Consider the following 19,373-nt stretch of genomic DNA (forward strand, 5'->3'; position numbering starts at 1 on the left):
CCTCGTGGAACGTGGATTTTTATTACGCTTGAAAAGTTGTTGATTGAGTTTGAAATCAGTCGTGCAACAGGGTTTATCGGCACGACGCTTTTTGTGCTGTTGTGTCCGCTTTTGTGAGTAACTTGGTGCTATGTAGCAAGCGGGGAAACGGCATTTTCGGATAAGCAACGACAAAGCCATGAAGCCCCCGCGGCACGTGATGAAAGGACCTTAATAATATGGCCATCAATCCTCCTGTCGACGCCACCAAGACCCCGGAGTGGGCGGCGCTGCAAAAGCATTTTGACGAACTACAGAGCGAAGGCATCGACCTCAAGAAGTGGTTTGCCGACGAACCCGATCGCGTAGAGTCGCTGAGCTTCGATGCCGGCGATCTGCACTTCGACCTCTCCAAGGACCTCATCAAGCCCGAGACCCTGCAGCTCTTCGCTGCCCTCGCCAAAGCGGTTGACCTCGAAGGCCGCCGTAAGGCCATGTATTCCGGCGTCCACATCAACAACACCGAGGACCGCGCTGTGCTGCACACCGCGCTGCGCCGCCCGGTTTCCGACGAAGGCAAGTACATCGTCGACGGCCAGGACGTGGTCAAGGACGTGCACGAGGTGCTCGACAAGATCTACGCGTTCGCCGACAAGGTACGCAGCGGCGAATGGCGCGGCGTGACCGGCAAGAAGATCGAGACTGTCGTCAACATCGGCATCGGCGGCTCCGACCTGGGCCCGGTCATGGTCTATGAGGCGTTGAAGCCTTACGCAGACGCCGGCATTTCCGCCCGCTACGTCTCCAACATCGATCCCAACGACATCACCGAGAAGACGAAGGACCTCGACCCCGAGACCACGATGTTCATCGTCGTCTCCAAAACCTTCACCACCCTCGAGACGCTCACCAACGCCCGCGAGGCCCGCACTTGGCTCTTGAACGGACTCAAGGCCTCCGGCGCCATCGACGGATCGGACGCCAAGCGCGCCGAAGCTATCCGCAAGCACTTCATCGCCGTCTCCACCAACCTGAAGGGCGTCGAGGAGTTCGGCATCGACCCGACCAACGCCTTCGGCTTCTGGAACTGGGTCGGCGGCCGCTATTCCGTGGATTCCGCGGTCGGCACCTCCATCGCCATCGTCTGCGGACCGAAGCGCTTCGAGGAATTCCTCGCCGGCTTCCACGAGATGGATGAGTACTTCGCCAACACCCCGATTGAGAAGAACGTCATTGCGCTGATGGGCATGTTGAACGTCTGGTACCGCAACTTCTTCCACGCGGCCACCCATGCCGTGCTGCCCTACGACCAGTACCTGCATCGCTTCCCGGCCTATCTGCAGCAGCTCACGATGGAATCCAACGGCAAGTCCGTGCGCTGGGACGGCACCCCGGTGACCTGCGATACCGGTGAGGTCTTCTGGGGCGAGCCCGGCACCAACGGCCAGCACGCCTTCTACCAGCTGATCCATCAGGGCACGCAGCTCATCCCCGCCGACTTCATCGCCTTCGCCAACACCCCGAACCCGGCCAAGGATGGCGACCAGGACGTGCACGAGCTCTTCCTCGGCAACTACCTGGCGCAGACCAAGGCGCTCGCGTTCGGCAAGACCGCCGACGAGGTTCGTGCCGAGGGCACGCCGGAGGCCATTGTGCCGGCCCGCGTTTTCAGCGGCAACCGTCCGACCACCTCGATCTTCGGCGACGCGCTGACCCCGTTCTCGCTGGGCGAGCTGATCGCGCTTTATGAGCACATCACCTTCACCGAGGGCACGGTCTGGGGCATCGACTCCTTCGACCAGTGGGGCGTCGAGCTCGGCAAGCAGCTTGCCCGCCAGATCACTCCTGCGATCTCGCAGGACGATGACGCGCTGGCGGCGCAGGACGCCTCCACCCAGAGCCTCATCCGTTTCTATCGCGCGCATCGCAAGTAGTCAAAAGCGCTGAGGCATTGTGCCTTCTTCCGACTTGATGTTTGGACGAGGGTAGCAATGCGGGCAAAGTGCTCAGTCACCATACTCGGGTGACTGAGCACTTTTGTGTTTCTGAGCGTATGATGCGTGCGTATGATGCGTTGAAAAGCTGATTGTTGGCCTCACTTTTCTGCTTTTCAACGCAGTAGCTAGCGTCGATGCGTTCAAAAGCATGAAAAGGCCCCGAAAACGTGCTTTTCAACGCAACTTACTCAGTGGCTACCGATTAGCGATGGAAAACGGGCGGGGCAGCTTATTTGATGGTGTATATCGTCGTGTACAGGTCTTTCATTTCCTTGCTCGGCTTCGCGTCGTCCAGTTCTTTGTAGACAGGATTGCCGTCTCCGTATTCTTTGGTCTCGTAGAGATAAATCCTGATTTTGTCTTCTATTGTCCAGTATTTCTGCGATTTTTCAGGATTGTTCATGATCTCGTCACGTGAGCCGAGAGCTTTGATTTGCTCGAGCAGTTTTTGCGCTTTGCCCATGCGTTTGAGGGACGCGTTTGCGTAGGCTTTGATGAACGGGTCTTTGGACGCGGTGACGCTTTGCGCGGAGGTCTCGCAGTTGGTGATGATGGTCTGTATGGTATTGACGGAATCGGGGTCATCGTTGAGGTTTGTGTATTTTTGCGCGTCCTCTTGGCAGGTTTTGATGGTGGCGGTGTAGCCGACCACCGAATCGCTGAAGTTGTTGAGTACGTTGACGTACTTCTTATTTTTGGCTTGGTATGCCTGGTAGGCCTTGCGGATATTGCCGTAATCGCGGTAGGCCTGCGTTTTGGTGAATTTGCTTCCCGAATTGGCCACCGTGGCCGTGGCGGCCTTGAGATCGTCGAGATCGTCCTGCTCGATGGTGTCGGCTGGGCCGTTCATGCCGCTGCTTTGGGTGATGATATAGAGTGCGTTACCGAGTTGGTCTTGTGGCTTCTGGATATCCGCGGTGAACGTGTCGTTCGCCTTGTTGAGGATATGGGATTTTCTTACGCTCTCTTCGAATGCCTTGTCGTCTGAAGCCGAGGACGACGAGGCGGAATGGCCGCCGAGGTGCGGAAGGACGAACGGTGCGGCAATAAGCGCTATGACAAAGAGGAAGGCGCAGACGCTCGCGATTTTCGACTTGGGTTTGTCGCTGCTTTCTTTGCTGTCGTCGTCATCGTCGTCTTCGTCTTCGTCACTGTCTTCTTCATCGTCGTCGATATCGTCCGCGTCATCGCTGTCGTCGTCTTCTGCGGTATCGTCTTCATTGCCGTCGGCGACGTTATATCCGGTATCGTCTTTCTGATTGTCTTCGTTGCCGTCGCCATCGCTGTCTTCATCCTCGTTTTCGGCATCTTCGTGGATCCCGTTATTGCCGGTTTTGCCGTGTCTGTTGTCACTTTGGTCCAGCCACGGCTTGCTTTCGCGCTCAACTCGGTTGTCTTCGTCTTCGTCATCGACGTTGCTTTCGATGGATATTCGGCCTGAGCGCGTCGAATCGAGTTGGGATGAGGTGTCGTCGATGGATAGATTCTCGTCCGATACCGGTATTTGCGTGTCTTCCGACCGCTTCTTCCATTGACGCAATGTTGGCCGTCTCTTTCATATCGTCAAGATGATAGGACCGTGATCTGTTCTCGTTGAGCATTGTATCAGTGCCTTCGGCAATGTGTTTAGCCTTCCCCGCCTTTCAAGAGCCAGGGTCCTTGTATCATGGTTGAGAGAAGCTGTCCGGTGGTGAAGCCGAATGTCGAGAATGAAGCGACGTCAGCTGAACATGTTCGTCAGAGAACGGAGAAGATATGAGCGCGGGGATAATTGCATTGCTGATCGTTTTGGCCATCGTCATCATTCTTTTGGTGTGGGGCGTCGCGGCCTATAACCATCTGGTCGCGTTGCGCAACCGCGTGCAGAACGGGTTTTCGCAGATCGACGTGCAGCTCAAGCGGCGCACGGATCTGGTGCCGAATCTGGTTGAGACCGTCAAGGGCTACGCGACCCACGAATCGCAGGTTTTCCAGAAGGTGACCGAGGCGCGCGCCGAAGCGGTCAAGGCGGCCGGCAGCTCTTCCGCGACCACCGCCGATCGTGCCCAGGCCGAGTCGGCTCTGAGTAACGCTTTGATGGCTCTGCAAGCCACCGCTGAGGCGTATCCCGACCTCAAGGCCAACCAGAACTTCCTGCAGTTGCAGGACCAGCTCTCCGATCTTGAGCAGAAGATCGCCTACGCCCGTCAGTTCTACAACGATGTGGTGCAGAAGCTCAACACGGCCGTCCAGACGTTCCCTTCCAATGTGATCGCCGGCATGTTCCACTTCAGCCAGGCCCAGTATTTCCAGGTCGCCGAATCCGACAAGGCGGTGCCGCAGGTCAAGTTCTGAGGTTGCCGGTGAAGCTGTGGTTCTGATACGCAACATGAAATCGTAGGAAGGCGCGTGGTGATGGGCGAGGTCTACAGCCTCAAACGGCTCGGCAAAGCGGCTCTGGTGGCCCTGGTGGTGGTTGTGGTCGTCGTCGGCTTCTACGGATTCTGCGCTTGGCAGGGCAGCGGCAGCGGAAACCAGATGAGCTACAATTTGCTCGATGACGATGTTGTGGTGATGCCGAACGGCGATTTGCGGATTACCCAGCATATCGACGTCAAGCTGGGCAAGCGCAAGGGGGATGACGACCACGCCAAACCGTGGCGTGAACTGTTCCAGCGTTACTGCTTGGCTGACGCCCCGGGCAAAGCGGCGGATGAGATCGAGGACGACGAGGACACGCTCAGCGCCATCACCGACGTCTCGGTCAAAAACGTGACCACGGGCCAGACCTATCGCCATGGCGACGCGGATTCTCCCAACGCCCTGCACAGCTCACGCTGGGACGTGACGCAGGCCGGGACTTGGTACGCGCGCAATCTGGGGCCTGATGCGAATGTGGATGACGACAAGCCCGGCGTGGATTACCGGCCCGCGGCCATGAGCTCGGCCAAATACGACGTCAAGAAGCAGCAGGACGACATGGCGAAGAGGCAGCAAAGGCAGCAGATTCTGCAGGGGCAGACGCAGAGCCGGCAGCAAACGCAGGCCGGAGGCGACAAGAACGCGGATACAGACGCAGATTCAGGTACAACAGATTCCGATTCGAATTCCGATACGAAATATTCCTCGCGCGACTGGTACCCCGGCACAAAGCCTTCGGAAATGGGCGCGGCGCGCGACGTCATCGAAATCGGCTGGAACATTCCGACCACCACGTCGGTCGAAAGCATGAAATTCGACGTGACGATGACCTTCAAGGACGTCGTCAAGGTCTACAACGACGTGGCCTATATGAAGTGGGAGCCCGTTGCCGACGACAACGGCGTCCCCATCGGGCGTTTCCATGCTAAGGTCGCCCTGCCGCAGGGCACGAAAGCCGGCACGATGCGTCAGTGGATGGATTATCCCGGCAACGGTACCATCAGGCGGACGGGGCAGCGCAGCATCGAGATGAGTGCCGAGCACGTTCCCGCCAGGAATCATATCGACTTGGTCTCCATGTTCGGCCATCACGGTATGGGCCAGGTCCGCTACCGCGTCCACAGGGCCGCTAAGGAGGACGTGGTCTCGTGGATGGAATATGAGCAGAGAAACTCCGTCAAAAACAGCGGCGACACCCGTTTTGTGCTGATCGAGTACATCGCGCTGCCGGTGATTCTCGCTCTTGCGGTGGGTATCGCCGCGGTCATCGCCAGCAACAGGAGGGCTTGGATACTCGGAGACGTGGATTATGTGCGCGACATCCCGTCTATCACGCCCGGCGTCGCCGCCGACCTGATGGATGACCTCATGCCTGATGACGTCGGTGACGCCAGCCTGGCATCGCGGCAGACGGCGTCCACTCTGCTTGAGCTGGCGAGCAAGAAACGTATTGCAGTGTATCCGGGCAAGGCGGATTGGTATTCGGGGCTCGACCTCGCCGCCCCGGCCGCCGACGTCAGCAAACAGGCCGGCACATGCCTTGACCGGGCGCTGGGCGAAGGCGAAAAAGCGGACACCGTCACCATCGCGGTACTGCCGAAATCGTCCAGAGCTGCCGGCAAAGGACGGAAACTCTCGAAGTCGGAGAAAAGCCTGTTGACCATGCTCATGGACATTTCCACCAAGCTTGGTTCCCCGACCTTCGACTTGAGCCAGGTCAACGATCGGCTCGGCGATTGGGAGAAGGGCGCAAAGGCGCAGGACAGGTTCTTTACCAGCGTCGACACCGAATACGCGAGTGGCGAGTACTCCAAGCACTTCGTGTTCTCTTATGTTGCGGCCGTGGTGCTGGTTGTCGTCGGGGCTTTGGAATCCCTGATCATCGACGGCCTCGCTTTCAGCGAATTGGGTTCCGGAACGGACGATTACGGGGCCGTCTGCGACCAGTTCCATGGCCAGTGGGGGCTGTCGCTTATCCTCGGTGTGCCGGTGATTTTCGTATTCGCATTCCTCTTCAGGCTGTTGAAATTCAAGGTCTTGACGCCGGCGGGCAGGCAGATGGGCACGCAATTGCTCGGCCTGCGCAGGTATATGGAGGACTTCAGCGACTTTTCCGAGCGTGACGTGCCCGATCTGGCGCTTTGGGACCAGTATCTCGTCTATGCCACGGCTTTCGGAATCAGTGGGAAAGTCACCAAGCGGATGGCGCAGGTGTTCCCGAACCTCACCGACTCGTCCTGGCTGGACGGCAACGCCGGCGATTCGCTGCTCTACTGGTCGTACTACCCGTCGGTCGACGGCGTGGGCGGCGGCAATGGCGCGGCAGGCGCCGACGCGGGGCAGACGCTTTCCGGTGTTGACAGCTTCGGTGGTTTGGGCGATTTCGGCTCGCAGATCGCCTCCGGCTTCGACACCCTCCAGTCCACGTTCGCCGACTCCTTCAGCGACTCCGATGGTGGTTCCGGTGGTGGTTTCAGCGGCGGTGGCAGCTTCGGTGGTTCCGGCGGCGGCTCGGGTGGCGGCAGCTTCGGCGGCCGCTGAGCTGGCTGGATAACTGGAAACGCAGATGGAAGAAGAAGAGGTTATGAAGGGGGACAAAGACTGGTCGGTGAGGCTGCGGGCCGTCGTCTCGTCGCTGATTCTCGCGGCGGTGGTCACGGCTTTGGTGGTGTTGGTACTGGCGCCTTCCGGCGATGGCACCATGAGCTATCGGTCACTCGATTACGACATGACGGTGCGCCCCAACGGCGACCTGCGTGTGGTAGAGCATGTGGATGTGAAGCTGGGCAAACGGCGTGACAGCGATGGCGACAAAGCCCCGTGGCATCAGCTCTTTCTGCGTTACAAGCTCGATTCCAAGCAATTGAGCGCCATCACGGACGTGTCGGTGAAGGACGCCAGAACCGGCGAGGAATATGCGACCGGCGATCTGGCCGACGACTCCGATCTCAAATACCTGCCTGACGACGGGTGGGACAGTGAATTCGCCCGGACTTGGTACGCGGTCAACGTCTCGTGCGGCTCCTCCGTGCGCTACAAGCCCGCCGGGGCCGCCGGGCCTAGCAAGAAAACGGATGACGACCGTCCGATTGACAACGGTATGTTCGATGGTTCCTATGGAGGCGTGGTTGGCCCCCAGCTGAATTCCAATGATCCCAGTGTTCCAGAGCAAGGCGGCAATAATTCGGGTAATTCCGGCAACCCCTCAAGCTACGTTCAGCGGGTCCGTCCCCGTGCAGGCCGACTCGTGGCTCCAATCGAAGCCCGTTCCCAATCCCGAGTCCAATCCTCAATCAAACCGCGTGTCCACGCCGCTGCCGATACGCGCGATGACGACGGCACCTGCGCCACGGGCGAATCAGGCGATACCATCGAGATCGGCTGGAACATCCCGGCGACCTATACCGCAGACAGCATGAAATTCGACATCGCTATGACCTTCAAGGACGTGGTCACGCGCTACGACGACGTGGCCTACTTCAAGTGGGAACCGGTGGGGGACGACAACAGCGTGCCGATCGACAATCTGCACGCACGGGTGACGTTGCCCAAGGGCCGGGCCAAATCCGATGGATCTCAGTCCGGCAAGACGGACATATCGTCGGTAAACCTGCCTCAGCAGTGGCTACATTTTGCAGGCAACGGCGATATATCGGCTCACGGCAGCCGCACCATCGAGTTCAACGCGCGTCACGTCGGGGCCCGCCGGCACGTCGATCTGGTGTCGATATCGCCGGCTTCGTCGATGGGCAAGGTGCGGCACACGCAATCCGGCGACCATGCGCAGGCGGTCGTCAGCCACGAGAAGACCGAACGATTGAAGACGGCGGTGGTCAGCGCGGCCAATCTCATCTGGCTGGTGGTCTCCGTTGTGGTGGCGCTGATTGCGCTGGGCTATCTCATCGTCAAGTTCGTCCGCGTCGCGCCTGAAACATCGTATCGGGGAGAAGTGGATTATTACCGCGACATCCCGCAGATCACGCCGGTGGCCGCCGCCCATCTGATGGACATTCTGGAAGGTTCGCCGTCATCCAGATTCGGCAGCCGTGTCGTCGGTACGAAGTACGTCCGGCGACTGGCTTCCCGTCAAATGGCGGCCGCGATGCTTTCCCTGACGCGCAAAAAACTCATCGCCATCTACCCGGGCAAGGCCGAATGGTACGAAGGACTTGACCTTGCGCAGGCCGACTCCTCCCAGGTCGCGCAGCGTGTGCGGGGCAACGCTTCGTCGCTCGGAGTAAAGACCAACACGATCGTGATTTTGCCGTTGGCCTACCAGATTCACGACGATACCTTGCCTGATTCCCAGCGTCACGACAAGCTGGATCTGACTTTTTCTGAACAAGCGCTGCTCAAGCTGCTCAAATCCTTCGCCGATCATATCGATTCGCACGTCTTCGATCTGAAGCAACTGCACAAAAAGAGTCGTAAGTGGACCGAAGGTGGCGATCTCTACCAAGCATTCAGAACCGAGGCGGACGAGGAATTCAAGCACTTCACGCTTGCACATTCGCAAGGCGAGACGATATTCAAGGTTTGCGCGCTGCTCGTGGTGGCCGCGCTGATTGCGGGCCTTTACCTTTGGCATCTCTACCGGGTGGGGCTGCCCGACTTGGCGCTCATTGCTGCGTCGGTGGCGGCGTTTATCGCTGTGTTGTTCCTGTCGCTGATGCCCAATGAGACGTTGAGTACTGACGGGCGCAAGGCGGCGGGCCCGGTGCTTGGCTTGCGCAAGTATATGGAGGATTTCAGCGATTTCTCCTCTCGCGGCCCGCAGGACTTGGCGCTCTGGGACCAATACCTGATTTACGCCACCGCGCTGGGCATCAGCGGGGAGCTGGTGCGCAAGATGGCTGAGGTGCAGCCGGCGCTCGCCGACGCGGCCTGGCTTGACGAGAACGCCCAAGGCTCGCTGCTCTACTGGACGTATTGCGGTTCGGCGTGGACCGGCGTCTCGCCCTCCGCCGCTTCGGGCCTTGGCGCCAGCGGCGGTTTCGCCGATCTGGGCGCGCAGCTGAGTTCCGGTTTCGGCAGCTTGGGCGCGTCGCTCGGCGGTGGTGGCGGTTTCGGCGGCTCAGGCGGCGGAGCCGGCGGCGGCAGCTTCGGTGGACGGTAGGAAGCAATATTGAAGGAATCGAATTGAGAGAAAAGAGCCAAGACATATGAGCGGGAAAAGCCTGAATCTCAAGCGAATTGCCAAGGTATTGCTTGCGGCTTTGATACTGACGGCGATGATCGGCCTCGGAGTGGTGGGCTGCGGCTCGCGCGTTCGGCCCTATAATCCTTACGAGTCGGATTTGAAAAAAATGAATGCCGACCTGGTCTATAACTCGCTCGAAGACGACGTGAAGGTGCTGCCAAACGGAGACTTGCACCTTACCGAGCACATCGATATGGAGCTTCAGACACGTGAAGACAAGGATGGTAAGGCCAAGCCGTGGCGTCAGCTCTACCAACGTTATACGCTCAACCGCTCCGATAAGGCGAAGGGTCCTTTAAGCGACATCGTCGACGTGTCCGTGAAAAACACAAGCAACGGGCAGGAGTATGCGCACGGCACCAGCGGCGACATCACCGATCGCAATTGGGATACGAATCATGCCAATCAGTGGTACGCCGAAGACGTGGGCGGCAAGAACGGCACCGGGCACACGCCTTACCTTCCGGCCGCAATGAAGTCTGACCAGTATGATCAATCGTCTGGCGCGGCTGGGTCTTCGGCTGCAACGACGGGTGCTCAGCCTGGTGCGGCAACGAACGTGTGGGCAGGTGGCGACGATACCATCGAAATTGGCTGGAATATACCGTCTACCGATTACGCAAGTTCGCTGAAATTCGATGTTGATATGACGTTCAAGGACGCGGTGCAGGTCTACGACGACGTGGCTTACCTTAAATGGGAACCTATGGGCGATACCAACGGAACACCGGTACGCAATTTCGATGCCACCGTCGCCTTCCCTGATGGGGTCAAGCAAAACGACACCAATGAATGGATGCATTACGTTGGTAGAGGTTCGGTATATCCGAATCCCGACGGCACTCTTTCGGCGCATGCCTTTGAGGTTGTGCCGGGCAGACATGTCGATTTGGTGACGATGTTTCCGTCTTCGGTCATGGGACAGGTGCGGCATCGCATCGCAGGCAAACACAAGCAAAAGGTGATCGATCAGGAGCGTGACGAGCAAAAGTCTTCCAACCCCAACCTTCAACGGCCTGCCCGTCGACATTGGAATATCTATCTGCCTTTCGTCATCTTGGAACTCGTCGCCATGGCTATCGGCGCGGTGTTCGTGGCGTATACCAACCGCAAGGGCAGCTACCACGGGCCAGTCGAGTATTATCGTGATATTCCGAAAATCAGCGCGACGGCGGCAGCTCAATTCCTTGACGAGATGCAAGGGACTCAAGGTGATTCGAAGCTCGACTCGCGTCAGCTTGCCGCCGCCATGCTCTCGTTGCAAAGCAAAAAGGCCATCGGCATCTATCCAGGCGAATCCCAGTGGTACGCCGGAATCGACTGGGCACACGTCACTGACAAGGAAATCGGCGATTGCATGAAACGTGGCGCAGCCGGTGAATTCGACGGGCAATCGTCTGGCGCGGCCGCCAAGCCTTACGGCCGGCACAGCAATGCCCCGAGTGCCAAAGAACCGTTGTATGAAAGAATCGGCAAGGAAAAGGGCGGTTTGGTCGACACCGTCGCAAAGACCACTGGTTTTGGTGGACGCAAGACGACTACCATCGTGTTGTTGACAAAGGTTCCAAAAGCCACCAAGGGTGCTCAAATTCTAGAAGATCCGATTGTGAGCACGCTCACCGGGCCGGAGATTGCGCTGATGGAGCTCTTACAAGCGATGGGTGAACGGCTCGGTTCCGACGTCTTCGATTTCAAGGATGTCCACGACAGGCTCTCGAATTGGTCGGAAGGCGCCAGCCGCGAGTCGAACTTCGTGCTCAGGGTGGAGGCCGAATACCGTGCCATGAAGCTGACTAAGGCATCGACGGTGTATACGGTATTTGAGGGCATCCTGCTGGTGGCCGGTGTGCTTGGCTTTGGCTACCTCTACATGATGTTTATGAGCGATCCTCTTACTGCGGCCAAACTGTTTGGAGCAGAAGCGCTGTATTTGCACGGCGATATTGCCAGGATGCTCAAGATCTTCCTGCCCGTGGTGTTCGTGTTGATTGTCGAAATATCACTGTTGCAGAAAGTCATGCTCAGCAAGAAAGGCAATCTGCTCGCCGGCCAGTTGCTGGGGTTGTGTAAATATCTCCTTGATTTCGGTGATTTCAAGGAGAGCGAGCCACAGGACCTGGCGCTTTGGGATCAATATCTCATCTACGCCACTGCCTTTGGCATCAGCGACAAACTGGCCAAGGGCATGACCAAAGTCTGGCCACAGATGACCGATGACAATTGGCTTGATACCAACGCTTCAGGCAGTCTGCTTTACTGGCCGCTCTACTCTGCGAGCCACGACGTGCAGGGCTATTCGTCTGCAAACTTCGACCTCGGCAATTTTGCCGACCTTGGCGGTCAGTTAAGCTCTGGCTTTGCCAGTATGAGCAGTTTCAGCGGAGGGGGCGGCTTCGGTGGTGGAGGCGGTGGTAGCTTCGGTGGTTCCGGAGGTGGCTCGGGCGGTGGCAGTTTCGGTGGAAGGTGATGGCTGTGGGTCATAGTCTTAATTTCAGACGCATTATTCGGCAGATTCCCTTCTGCCTGGTTTGCACGCTGGTGGTCGCGCTGTGCATGATCATTCCGTATTCCGACAGCGTGGCCGACGCCGAAACCAAAGCGGAGGAGTCCTACAAGACCACGTGGGTGGAGAAGAACCCCGGCTGCGCTGCCCGTCCCGACAGCTCGTTCGGCAGCAGCGCAATGGTGATCGACCAGTCGCACGACTTCGATGCCAAGCCCAGGATCTCCTATAATTCCGTGGATTATGACATGGCGGTGCAGCCCAATGGCGACGTGCGGCTGAACGAGCATTTCGATGTGAAGCTCGCCGAGGAGTGGGCCAATAATCGGGCACTTGAGTGGGATGATCTCCTTACGTGGATCGACCTGACTGACGAGCCGACGTTCTATCGGTTCCCTGGGGCCCAACTGGGCGCGGTGACCGACGTGAGTGTCCGCGATGCCGCGACCGGACAGGTCTATCGGCATGTGCCGCAGGATTGGCAGTATCAGTGGTCCAACGCATCCGACAAGAAGAAATTCCAGCCCGGTATGTGGACGGCGGATACCATGGTGGGCAAAGAAGTCAAGGATTATGCTCCCGCCACGAGCTCTGGCGCTGCCCCGTTGACGGCAACGGATGCAAAGAACGCGCGGAAGATGGATATGGTCACCCTGACTTGGGCGATCCCACCGGTGAAATCGGCCGAAAGCCTCAAATACGACGTTTCCATGACGTTGAAGGATGTCGTCACTCGTTGCGGCAACCATGCGTACTTCCGCTACGACACGTACGGCAACACGGATACCGGCCCGGCCAAGCACATGCATATGCGGCTGACGCTTCCCAAAGGTACCAAGGGCACGCCGAAAGGCTTTGTGGGCTTTCCCGGCCGGAAATCGGTGAAACGCGACGGTGCCAGACGGTTTGATTTTGACGCTTACGACGTCTCCGCGGCTTCGTCGACGGAATTCGCCGCCATATTCGACGCTTCCGGCATGGGGCAGGTCGCGCACGACGCCGTATGGGACGGGACCAGGGGCAAATTCCGGGACAAGGGCAGTGCCGAGGACACGGATCGGAAGGATGATGCTGGTGCTGAGAACACGGGTCGGAATAACGATTCCGATTCTGATGACGATGATAATGCCGGAAAGACCGACCAGGATTCGTCTTCCGATTGGCATTCACTGGCATTCGCGTTTGCGATGATATTGCTGGCGTTCCTCGTCTTTGGCGGCATCATGATTGTCTTCACCAACCGACGGACCAGTGTCCGTGGTGACATTCCCTATTGCCAGGACATCCCGTCGATGAGTCCGGCCTGCGCCGCACGGTTCATCGACGAGGTCCAGCCGCCCGGCTCCTCGATGGTCGCAGCCTCGAGCCGCGAGACACGGGCGATGCTCTCCACCCTGCTGTCGTTGGCCGACAAGAAAGTGGTGGCGCTCTATCCAGGCGCGGCTTCGTGGTACGAAGGCATCGACCTGCAGACCGCGGACGTCGAGCGGATACAGGCCTGTGCCGAAGCGGGCCGGAAGAATGAAGACCGGCAAAGCCGTGAAGACGGGGATGGCCATGGCCCGTCCCCGCACCGAATCGCGCCGACAAGCCGTATCGGTATATGGCTCAGCCATCTGCTGTGGCGCACCGCCCTCGGCAGGTATATTCGCCGGCATCCGCGTCTGGCCGTCATCTTCGGCGGTATCGCCAAGCCCGCCGACGGACGGACGGTTACGGTACGGCTTTTGGCGGCGGCGCAAGGTGCGCAACATACGAAGAACGGGCAGGGCACACTGGGGCTGCAAGGTGCGCAGGGTACGCAAGGTTCGCAGGGTACGCAAAGTACGCAAGGCTCGCAGGGCACGCAAAACTCGCAAAGTACGCAAGGCTCGCAGGACGGTGGCGAGACTTCTGCCGCGTCCCCGCGGCTGTGCGAATCCGAACTGGCGTTGCTCGAGTACCTGCAGGCGTTCGCCGCGTGGCAGGGCTCACGTACCTTCGACTTGAACCAGCTACGCAACTCCACCCAAAGCTGGGACCGGGCAGTGGCCAGTGGCCCGCGCCATGCGCACGACACCGATCCCGCCGAAGCCGATGTGATCAACCGGTTCAACGATGCACAACAGGTGTGGGACGAAGGCCCGGAGCTTCAATGGGGCTTTACGAGTGCGGCCAATGAGGAATATATGGGGCTGAGGCTGACCCAGTTCTCACGTGTCGCTGTGGGCGTGTTGGTGGCAATCGCCTGTTTCGTAGGTCTCGGCTACTATATCCTGCTGCAAATCTGGGATATGGGGTATCAGAAGGTCGCGCTCGCGCTGGGGCTGCCTGCGGTGTTCCTGGCGTTTATGGTGGTGACGCTGATGCGCTATGTCGAGCTGAGCCCAAACGGCCGGCTTGCTGCGATCCGATTGGTAGGATTGGTGGAATACATGAACGACTTCAGCGATTTTTCGGCGCGCGGCGTCGAGGACCTCTCGCTGTGGGGCCAGTACCTGATTTATGCCGCTGCGTTGGGAGTGGACAATAAGATTTTGCGCCAACTGGCGTTCCGTGTGCCGGGCAATGCGTTCATGAGCGGTTGGCAATGATGCGGATGGTGGCTGGCCGCCGGCTCATCGGTGTGCGCGGTGCTGTTGATGCGATGAAAATCACGAAAAAGGGCCCGGAATGCTGATTTTCATCGCAACTTCAATTGATCATGCGAGCAAAATCACGGAAATCGGCTGATCATGCTGATTTTCATCGCATCGTCGGCTGGGTTGCGTTGAAAAGCAGAGAGCGCGTAGCAAGCATCTGCTTTTCAACGCACTGAATCGGCGGATCGGCTTGGCTCACCGGTTGGCGTCGTCGAGGGTGAGCTGGTCGTCGTCGGCGTCGTAGTCGAAGAGCTCGCCGTAACGGCCCCAGGTCACCGCGATATCGAACTGCTGTTGCGCTTCCTCGTCGGTGTGCTGGCTGCGCAAAAGGTCGAGGATGAGCTCGCCGCGCAGGCCCTTGTCTGGATGGTTGCGCAGCGCCCAGTCGATGGTGCGTACCAGCGGCGCATGGTCCATGATCAGCTGGGCGAAGAGCTTCTTGGCTTCGAGTACGTCGGCGTGGCACCAACGATCACCGTCGCGGGTGACAGTGCAATGGCCGCGGCTGACGGTCAGCAGGCCGAGCATCGTGCCAGCGTCGATGAGCGGGAAGAGGTCATCCACCTCGAAGGAAAGGTCGGCCGCGAGGTCTGCCAGATCCACGCCACCCTCATAATTCGAGACGACGTCAAGCAGGCCTGCAAGGCCGCCGGGAGTGGCGTTCGGGAGCAGCTCATCCGGTGCACCGTTCTTTTTCGTCTTGACGACATTTTCGTGAGCTGTCAGTTTTGCGTTGGCTTTCGCTTGCGCGTTGTCGGCATCATTGGAATCGTCGTGTCGGTTACGGTCTGTGCGGCTGTCGCTGCTCATGCTCCCGCTGTCGTCGGTGCCATTGGCATTGGCATTGCCGTTCTTGCCGTTGCCGCTGCTGGTATCATGCTGCGATAGGCCTCCGGCGTGGTCGTGCTTGTTGGCCTGTCCGTGTGAGCCGTCTACGTCCGGTGCCGGCGCGATGGTGTCATAACCGTTGGTAGCGTTGTCGCCGTCGCGTTTTGTCGTGGTGCTATGGCGGCCCAGTGCGCTGGTCTGGACGTCTGTATCGTTCGCACCTCCGGTTTGGGCGGTGCCGTCGCCTTGTGTGAGGTTGTCTGAACGTTTTGCTTCTTGTGAACCTTTGACATGGCCGGAATCGGTGGTGTCGTAGCCGTAGCCGTCTGACGAGGATTTCTCCGTGGTACCAGATTTGACCGCCGTACCCGCCTCCGTGTTTTCGGCATTGTCGTTTACCGCATTGGCACGGCTGCGCTGCGACTCCTGACCGGTCAGGATGGTGTAGAGCTTGTCGACCATCGCCTCGAATTCGGGGGAGTGCTTGTCGCGCGGGCGCGGCAGATTGACCGGAACCTGCGCGATGAGGTGACCGGGGTGTGAACCCAGAACGACCACTCGGTCGGCCATCTGCACCGCCTCCTCGATGTTGTGGGTGACGATGAGGATGGATTTGATGCCGCTGCGGTTGCTGTTCCAAAGCTTCAGCACTTCCTGACGTAGGTTTTCGGCGGTGAGCACGTCCAGAGCGCTGAACGGCTCATCCATGAACAGGGCATCCGGGCGCAGCACGAGTGCGCGGGCGATGCCGATGCGCTGCTTCATCCCGCCGGAAAGCTCCTTCGGATAGGCGGATTCGAAGCCGTCAAGGCCGATCGCATCGATGGCAGCCAGCGCGCGCTTGTGGCGTTCTTCGCGCGGCACCCCGCGCGCCTCGAGCCCGAGCTCCACATTGTCTTCAACGGTGAGCCACGGCATGAGCGCGAAGGTCTGGAAGACCAGTGCAACTCCAGGGTTTGGGCCATTGAGTGCCTTGCCTCGGTATGAAACCTGCCCGCTGGTTGGCTGGATGAGTCCGGCCAGAATCCGCAGGAATGTCGATTTGCCGGCGCCGCTGCGTCCGAGGATCGCGACGATTTCGCCTTCGTGCAGGTTGAAGGAAATATCGTCGAGGACGGTGGTCTCGCCTCCTTTTTCGGAGGTGAAGCGCTGGCTGATGTGGCTGGCCTCGATGACGGTATGGGTGCCGTTCGCGTCGAGGTCGGCATATTTCGGATTGTGGTGGCCACGGGTGCGGGTTTCGGTGGTGATACCGGTGCCGGTTTGCGTGCCGCTGGCAACGGTCTTGTAAAGCTTGTTGAAGTTCATGATGGATTCCTTTGTTTGGTGGTTTCCAAACGATTTATTCGGTCGGTACTATTGATTGGTTTTCAGCATTAGCAATCGGATTTGCCGAAAACCGTTCAGTTAGAAGCAGCCAGTGACCGTTTTCTTGCTTTTGCGTTCAGCGGTGCAAGAAAGTGGTTACTGAGGAGTCATCAGCGGCTGTTTTCTTGCTTTTGTGTTCGGTTATGCAAGAAACCGGCCATTGCGGGGCTGTGAGTGGCGGTTTTCTAGCATCGATGATTGAGAATGCAAGAAAACGGACACTCGAGTTTCTGCTTATCATGCTCATCGAATCTCCTTAACTCATCCGACGACGAAACGACGGTCGGCGAGGCGTTGCAGGGGGTTCCAGAACAGTCGGTTGACGGCGACGACGAAAATGGCCATCACGGCCACGCCGATCAGCGTCTTCATGCTTTCGGCGTGCGCGGTGGCTTCGGCGATATAGGAACCGAGGCCGCGGGCGACGAGCGTGTGGCGTCCGTAACTGACGATTTCCGAGACGATGGAAGCGTTCCACGCGCCGCCGGCCGCGGTGATGCCGCCGGTGACCCACGAGCCGAAAACCGCCGGCAGGATGAGCGTCTTCCATTTCATCCATCCGGTAATGCCGAAGTTTTTGGTCATTTCGATGAGGTCGTCGGGGATGGCGGACGCGCCGGCGATGACGTTGAAGAGAATGTACCACTGTGTGCCCAGTGCCATCAGGAGGATCGAGCCCCAGTTGATGTCGACGCCGAGTGCGACGAAAACCATGACCACGAACGGGAAGATGAAGTTGGCCGGGAAGCTCGCCAGCACCTGCACCAGAGGCTGCACCAACCGCGAAATCTTGGGATTCATGCCGATGATGGCCCCGAGCGGCACCCAGATCACCGAGCAGACCACGGTCAACAGCGCCACACGCAGGAAAGTGAGGCCGCCCAAGCCGAAAGCCCGCCCGAGCTCGCCCAATCCGGTGGTCCGGGCGATGGCGACGATCAGCTCTGCGGCTCCGGCGATGACCAGAACACCGACAATGACATCAAAGACCACATCACCAGCGCGACGGCGTCCGGGTTTGGCACCCCACTTCGAGCCGGTGCGGCCGAGCGGACGGGTGGCCCAGTCGAGCAATTCGCCGACGGGACGGAAGATGCGGGCGAGGAAATCGTCGATATGCGACTGGCGGATCAGCGTCAAAACGGCGCTGCGCTTAGGCTCGCTCGATTCGCTTTGCGTGATGCGGAACTTTTCGGCCCAAGCGGTGAGCGGCTTCCAAACCAAAACATCGATCAAAAGCACGACGATGACCATGATCAGGATGGCCCAGCCGATTTTGCCGGGGTTCTCTTCGCTCGCCGCAGCCTCGACGTAGCTGCCGATGCCGGACAGCGCATAGGTGCGGTTACCAACCGAGATCATTTCCGAGGCGGTCAGGAAGAACCAGCCGCCGCCGACGCTCATCATCATGTTCCAGAGCAACGGAATCATGGAATTGGGAACGTCCAGCACCCAGAAACGTTGCCAGCGGGTCAGCCGCAGGTTGCGTGCCGCCTCATCGAGTTCCTTGGGCTCGCTCTTGAGCGACCGGTAGAACGAGAAGGTCATATTCCAGGCCTGCGAGGTGAAGATGGCGAAAATCGACGCGGCCTCGACGCCCATCATCGAGCCGGGGAAAAGCGCCAGCCAGATGGTCACGGTCGCCGAGAGGAAGCCCAGGATCGGCACGGATTGCAGGATGTCGAGCAGGGGAATGAGCACCTTGCCGAGCCTGCGCGAGCGCGCCGCGGCCAGTCCGTAGACGAAGGTGAACATCAGCGAGAAGAACAGGGCGATGGCCATGCGGAAGACGGAACGCAGCGCGTAATAGGGCAGGTTGCGCGGGTCGGTCGAGACGGTGGAGGGGATGCCTTTCGGCCCCACCGGAGAGTTGATGGCCGGCAGGATCCATGCGATCAGGCCGAAGAGCGCAAGGATGCCGACGGCCACCACACAGTCCGAGATAAGGCGTTTGGTAAAGCTGGCGTTTCGCCCCGCGTTCGATGTCCCTGGTGCGGCACGGTTGAAATTGAAGGAGAAATTGGTCATGATGATTCCTCATGAACGGCGTATCGTGGCGTCGGCGCATTGCGCAACGTGCGGTTGACGTTGCCAGATATTGCTGGAAACCTGGTATTCTTAGCGAATCAGATATACCTGGCAAACTGGGCACGCTCGGTAAACCAGGCCACCGGAAAACCGGGCATCAGAAATGTACGATTCCTGCAATGCCGGCCCTCAATCCTGAAGTCGGCAGGCGCAGACTACGGGTTGCGAATCGTGAATCCTTGATGCGGTTATTTGCCGGTATGTCCGTAATTTTTTGGCGTGACGGATACGTTTAATTAATTTGAAAGGGATCTCGAAGACGGAATCCTTGGCAGGTAAGGCGGAATCGTTTCACGCTGTCTTACGCTCGTAGCGTTACAGGCAAACTGAACGATTTCACATCCAGCACCGGGTCATCGTGTCGAGATGGGGTTGTGCAGTGTTGCACA

9 protein-coding genes are annotated in these 19,373 nt (G+C 58.9%); 6 read left to right on the plus strand and 3 right to left on the minus strand.

The window, feature by feature from the left end; genetic code table 11:
* Window positions 1-218: 218 nt before the first annotated feature.
* Window positions 219-1,913, plus strand: coding sequence for a glucose-6-phosphate isomerase (pgi, locus tag OZX71_RS01625; protein WP_277160252.1), 1,695 nt, complete (start codon window positions 219-221; stop codon window positions 1,911-1,913).
* Window positions 1,914-2,205: 292 nt separating this feature from the next.
* On the opposite strand, the gene OZX71_RS01630 is transcribed toward pgi, so the two are convergent.
* Window positions 2,206-3,516, minus strand: coding sequence for a hypothetical protein (locus OZX71_RS01630; protein WP_277160253.1), 1,311 nt, complete (start codon window positions 3,514-3,516; stop codon window positions 2,206-2,208).
* A 215-nt stretch (window positions 3,517-3,731) separates the two neighbouring features.
* Between OZX71_RS01630 and OZX71_RS01635 the strand changes: the two genes are divergently transcribed.
* Genes OZX71_RS01635 through OZX71_RS01655 form a run of 5 tightly spaced genes read left to right on the plus strand, consistent with a single transcriptional unit; the run spans window position 3,732 to window position 14,652 of the window.
* Window positions 3,732-4,310, plus strand: coding sequence for a LemA family protein (locus tag OZX71_RS01635; RefSeq protein ID WP_277160254.1), 579 nt, complete (start codon window positions 3,732-3,734; stop codon window positions 4,308-4,310).
* 60 nt (window positions 4,311-4,370) lie between these two features.
* Window positions 4,371-6,917 carry a DUF2207 domain-containing protein gene (locus tag OZX71_RS01640; protein WP_277160255.1) on the plus strand — a complete coding sequence of 849 codons (2,547 nt, stop codon included), beginning with the start codon at window positions 4,371-4,373 and terminating at the stop codon, window positions 6,915-6,917.
* A 43-nt stretch (window positions 6,918-6,960) separates the two neighbouring features.
* The gene (locus OZX71_RS01645; RefSeq protein ID WP_277160256.1) at window positions 6,961-9,492 is read left to right on the plus strand and encodes a DUF2207 domain-containing protein; all 2,532 of its coding nucleotides are present in this window, start codon (window positions 6,961-6,963) and stop codon (window positions 9,490-9,492) included.
* Between the two features lie 46 nt (window positions 9,493-9,538).
* Window positions 9,539-12,043, plus strand: coding sequence for a DUF2207 domain-containing protein (locus tag OZX71_RS01650; protein ID WP_277160257.1), 2,505 nt, complete (start codon window positions 9,539-9,541; stop codon window positions 12,041-12,043).
* Between the two features lie 5 nt (window positions 12,044-12,048).
* On the plus strand, window positions 12,049-14,652 hold the full coding sequence (locus OZX71_RS01655) for a DUF2207 domain-containing protein (RefSeq protein ID WP_277160258.1): 2,604 nt from the start codon (window positions 12,049-12,051) through the stop codon (window positions 14,650-14,652).
* A gap of 243 nt (window positions 14,653-14,895) precedes the next feature.
* Here the strand turns inward: OZX71_RS01655 and OZX71_RS01660 are convergent, their stop codons facing one another.
* Together OZX71_RS01660 and OZX71_RS01665 are read right to left on the minus strand one after the other, a co-directional pair.
* On the minus strand, window positions 14,896-16,836 hold the full coding sequence (locus OZX71_RS01660; RefSeq protein ID WP_277160259.1) for a nitrate/sulfonate/bicarbonate ABC transporter ATP-binding protein: 1,941 nt from the start codon (window positions 16,834-16,836) through the stop codon (window positions 14,896-14,898).
* A 321-nt stretch (window positions 16,837-17,157) separates the two neighbouring features.
* Window positions 17,158-18,924, minus strand: a complete 1,767-nt coding sequence (locus OZX71_RS01665; protein ID WP_277160260.1) for an ABC transporter permease subunit — start codon at window positions 18,922-18,924, stop codon at window positions 17,158-17,160.
* Window positions 18,925-19,373 lie beyond the last annotated feature (449 nt).

It is taken from the genome of Bifidobacterium sp. ESL0764 (assembly GCF_029395515.1).
Taxonomy (GTDB): Bacteria; Actinomycetota; Actinomycetes; order Actinomycetales; family Bifidobacteriaceae; genus Bifidobacterium.